Origin of the sequence: Pseudomonas sp. Sample_23, from assembly GCF_004307595.1 — a bacterium.
GTDB classification, from domain to species: Bacteria; Pseudomonadota; Gammaproteobacteria; order Pseudomonadales; family Pseudomonadaceae; genus Aquipseudomonas; species Aquipseudomonas atacamensis.
This window is the reverse complement of the sequence record NZ_RCNX01000003.1, coordinates 1-3,796: the sequence shown is the minus strand read 5'-3', so window position 1 is coordinate 3,796 and position 3,796 is coordinate 1. Positions and strand designations below refer to the sequence as shown.

Annotated in this window: 4 protein-coding genes; 1 reads left to right on the top strand and 3 read right to left on the bottom strand. The window is 59.4% G+C overall.

Annotation, left to right across the window (positions count from 1 at the left end; all coding sequences use genetic code 11):
- Positions 1–59 precede the first annotated feature (59 nt).
- Positions 60–935, bottom strand: coding sequence for an AraC family transcriptional regulator (locus D8U82_RS00385; RefSeq protein WP_130901473.1), 876 nt, complete (start codon positions 933–935; stop codon positions 60–62).
- A 140-nt stretch (positions 936–1,075) separates the two neighbouring features.
- On the opposite strand from D8U82_RS00385, the gene D8U82_RS00380 reads away from it, so the two are divergent.
- The gene (locus D8U82_RS00380; protein WP_130901472.1) at positions 1,076–1,978 is read left to right on the top strand and encodes a DMT family transporter; all 903 of its coding nucleotides are present in this window, start codon (positions 1,076–1,078) and stop codon (positions 1,976–1,978) included.
- Between the two features lie 18 nt (positions 1,979–1,996).
- On the opposite strand, the gene D8U82_RS00375 is transcribed toward D8U82_RS00380, so the two are convergent.
- The gene (locus D8U82_RS00375) at positions 1,997–2,506 is read right to left on the bottom strand and encodes a DUF2165 domain-containing protein (RefSeq protein WP_130901471.1); all 510 of its coding nucleotides are present in this window, start codon (positions 2,504–2,506) and stop codon (positions 1,997–1,999) included.
- 140 nt (positions 2,507–2,646) lie between these two features.
- A complete protein-coding gene (locus D8U82_RS00370) occupies positions 2,647–3,621 on the bottom strand; it encodes a D-glycerate dehydrogenase (RefSeq protein ID WP_122610794.1) in 975 nt (324 codons plus the stop codon).
- Positions 3,622–3,796 lie beyond the last annotated feature (175 nt).

Sequence of the window (3,796 nt, the reverse complement as noted above, 5' to 3'; positions counted from 1 at the left end):
CCTGACGGAGCGTTAGTCGAGATACAAGGAGCTGCCGAAGGCTGCGATCTTTTGACCTTCTAACGCAAAAACGCCTGCCGATACTCGCCCGGCGTCCCGCCCAAAACCTGCCTGAACCGATTAGTAAAATGGCTGGCACTGGCAAACCCGCACGCCAGCGCGATCTCGCCCAGCGGCAGCGCCGTGCCGCGCAACAATTCCCGCGCTCGGCTCAAGCGCCGCGCCAGCACGTACTGGTGCGGCGGTAGCCCGAAGCTGACGCGGAACATCCGCGCAAAGTGATATTCCGAAAGCGCACACAGCCCGGCCAGTTGCCCGAGGCTGATCGGCTCGGCCAACTGGTTGTCGATGAACTCCACCAGTTGTCGGCGCTGGTGCGGCGCCAGCCCGCCCTTGAGGCGCAGGCCCTGGCGCGCACCGACCTGGCTGAGCAAGGTGTGGCTGATCAATTCATGGGCGAGGCTGCTGGTCAGCAAGCGCTCGGCCGGCTCTTGCCAGTTCAGATTCAGCAATTGCCGGAAGCGCTGCGCCTGCTGCGGATCTTCGAGAAAGGTCTGCTCGCGCAACTGCATCTCGCGCGGTTCGTGATCGAGCAAAGTGACGCAACCGAGGGCGAATTGTTCGGCGCTGAAATACAGGTGCGCCAGACGGATATCGCCATTTATCACCCAGCCCGATTCATGATCGGCCGGCAGGATGCACAGCTTGTCCGGCCCGCCTTTGCGGCCCGGCTGGCCACGACGGAATGTGCCGGTGCCGCCGGCGACGTAGCACGACAGCGTGTGATGACTTGGCGCTTCGTATTCCTGGGCATCGTGGTGGTTGGTCCACAAGGCCGCAGACATGCCGTCACCGAGCTCGGCGCTGTGCACAAGGCGTGCATTCGGCGAGCGGTTGAGGGCTTGAAAGACTTGCAGGGTATCGATAGCGGCCATGTTCGGTTCTCTCCAACGCCTTGCATCCTACTCCGTAGACGCCGCCCTGCCAGCCTGCCGCCAGACAAAAGCGCAAGATTGTGCAAGCGTCGGAGGCTGCCCGAGGCAGACACTCAAGGCCTGTTTAAGGAGTGTGTGCCATGAACCTGTCGTTGTACCTGCTGACCGTGCTGATCTGGGGCACCACCTGGATTGCCTTGAAATGGCAATTGGGCGTGGTCGAAATCCCGGTGTCGATTGTCTATCGCTTCGGCCTCGCCGCGTTGGTTTTGTTTGGGTTGTTGCTGCTCAGCCGACGCCTGCAACCGATGAACCGCCGAGGCCACTTGGTCTGTGTGGCCCAGGGGCTCTGTCTGTTCTGTGTGAACTTCATGTGCTTTCTGACGGCCAGCCAGTGGATACCCAGCGGTCTTGTGGCTGTGGTGTTTTCCACGGCAACGTTGTGGAACGCGCTGAATGCACGGGTGTTCTTCGGTCAGCGCATTGCGCGCAATGTGTTGCTGGGCGGTGCGTTGGGGCTGTCGGGTCTGGGGCTGTTGTTCTGGCCGGAACTGGCCGGGCATCAAGCCAGCCCGCAAACCCTGCTCGGCCTTGGATTGGCGTTATGCGGCACCTTGTGTTTTTCCGCCGGCAATATGCTCTCGAGTCTGCAACAGAAAGCGGGATTGCGACCGCTGACCACCAACGCCTGGGGCATGGCTTACGGCGCGGCGATGCTGACGGTGTGGTGTCTGTTCAACGGCATACCCTTCGACATGGATTGGTCGCCGCGTTATGTCGGTGCGCTGTTGTATCTAGTGATTCCCGGCTCGGTGATCGGCTTCACTGCGTACCTGACGCTGGTCGGGCGCATGGGCCCCGAGCGAGCGGCTTATTGCACGGTGCTGTTCCCGGTGGTGGCGTTGAACGTGTCGGCGTTTGCCGAAGGTTATCAATGGACCGCACCGGCGCTGGTCGGGCTGGTGCTGGTGATGCTGGGCAACGTGCTGGTGTTTCGTAAACCGAAAGTGCTGTTGTCTGCGGGTCAAGGGAAGTTGGCTTGATAAAGCGAGCGCTGATACTCAGCGCTCAACTTTCAAAGTGATGTAGATCATCACCGGGAAGATGAAGTCGACAATATGCCTTGCCCAGTCCTTGGCATTCCATGATAGCGAAGTGTCCATGTCGAACCACTCGACACCTACAGTTTGTAGACAAACGTAATAAATGAAAATGGCGACCAACATGCCCATGATCGAAAACTTCTTGGCTTCATGGAATGCCGCTGGCGATGCATCGATGTGGCGATACAACTGGTAAGTACCGATCAGGCAAAGCACGGTATAGGTGACTTCCATGGTGATGATGAACCAGTAGATCCGGTGATGGATCATCGGCGAATCGATCGCGCGGTACATGATGTTTTCACTGGCGTTGGTGGTGTCCATGCTCAGGATATGTGCAACGTAAGTGTAGTTGGACTCGTAGTCGGTGAAGTTATGAATCATCACCAGCAAGCCAAAGAAACTTATATAAGCCATCAAGATGACTTTGCTGTAACGAATGAGTTTGTCGGTGGTCAGGGTGTTCACGGGATCAGCTCTCCATAGCAAATAATCAATGAGTTGATAAGTTGCGAGAGCTTATATGGCAGTTACTGGGTCCGGCGTTTTTGTTCGGTTGCAAGTTATGTAACGTGAAGGCCGGCGCAATGTTGCGCCGGCCTTTTTTTTCAGCCGCGCCAGACCTGCGGGTTGACCAGATCCTGCGGCCGTTCGCCGAGGAGGGCGCTGCGCAGGTTGGCCAGGGCGCGGTTGGCCATGGCTTCGCGGGTCTCGGTGGTGGCCGAGCCGATGTGCGGCAGGGTCACGGCGTTCTTCAATTGGAACAGCGGCGATTCGGCCAGCGGTTCTTTTTCATAGACGTCCAGCCCGGCGCCACGGATGCGGTTGTTTTGCAGGGCTTCGATCAGTGCCGGTTCGTCGACCACCGGGCCGCGCGAGATGTTGACCAGGATCGCGCTCGGCTTCATCAGCGCCAGTTCGCGATGGCTGATCAGGTGACGGGTCTTGTCGCTCAGTGGCACTACCAGGCAGACAAAATCAGCTTCGGCCAGCAGCTCATCGAGGCTGCGGAACTGTGCGCCGAGCTCCTGTTCCAGTTCGGTCTTGCGGCTGTTGCCGCTGTAGATGATCGGCATGTTGAAGCCGAAGCGCCCGCGTCGGGCGACGGCGGCGCCAATGTTGCCCATGCCGACGATGCCGAGGGTCTTGCCGTGCACATCAGTGCCGAACAGCGGAGCGCCGACGCTGGCCTGCCATTGGCCGGCCTTGGTCCAGGCGTCGAGTTCGGCGACGCGGCGAGCGCTGCTCATGATCAGGGCGAAGGCGAGGTCGGCGGTGCTTTCGGTGAGCACGTCGGGGGTGTTGGTGAGCATGATCCCGCGTTCGTTGAAGTAGTCGAGGTCGTAGTTGTCGTAGCCGACCGAGACGCTCGAAACCACTTCGAGTTTTGTCGCGGTTTCAAGTTGTGCGCGGCCGAGTTTGCGGCCGACGCCGATGAGGCCGTGGGCGTGGGGCAGGGCTTCGTTGAACTGGGCGTTGATGTCACCGGTCTTGGGGTTGGGGACGATGACGTCGAATTCTTCTTGCAGGCGTTCGATCATGGGCGGGGTGATGCGGCTGAAGGCCAGGACTGTTTTTTTCATTGGGCTTGGGCTCGTCGGGGCTTGATTGCAAGCACGCTAACATTTTCTCGCTCGGGTTGTCTTGGCGGCCTCTGGGCCGACCATGCCTTGGTTTGTCTGGTGTGAATATCCGAAGGTTTCGGTGCTGCGGCTGGCGGTTTCGCCTGACGGCGACTTACTTTTTTACAAGCGCCAA

Bases quoted from the DNA above. Each gene is read 5' to 3' on its own strand.
- D8U82_RS00385 (WP_130901473.1), bottom strand. From the start codon at position 935: ATGGCCGCTATCGATACCCTGCAAGTCTTTCAAGCCCTCAACCGCTCG.
- D8U82_RS00380 (WP_130901472.1), top strand. From the start codon at position 1,076: ATGAACCTGTCGTTGTACCTGCTGACCGTGCTGATCTGGGGCACCACC.
- D8U82_RS00370 (WP_122610794.1), bottom strand. From the start codon at position 3,621: ATGAAAAAAACAGTCCTGGCCTTCAGCCGCATCACCCCGCCCATGATC.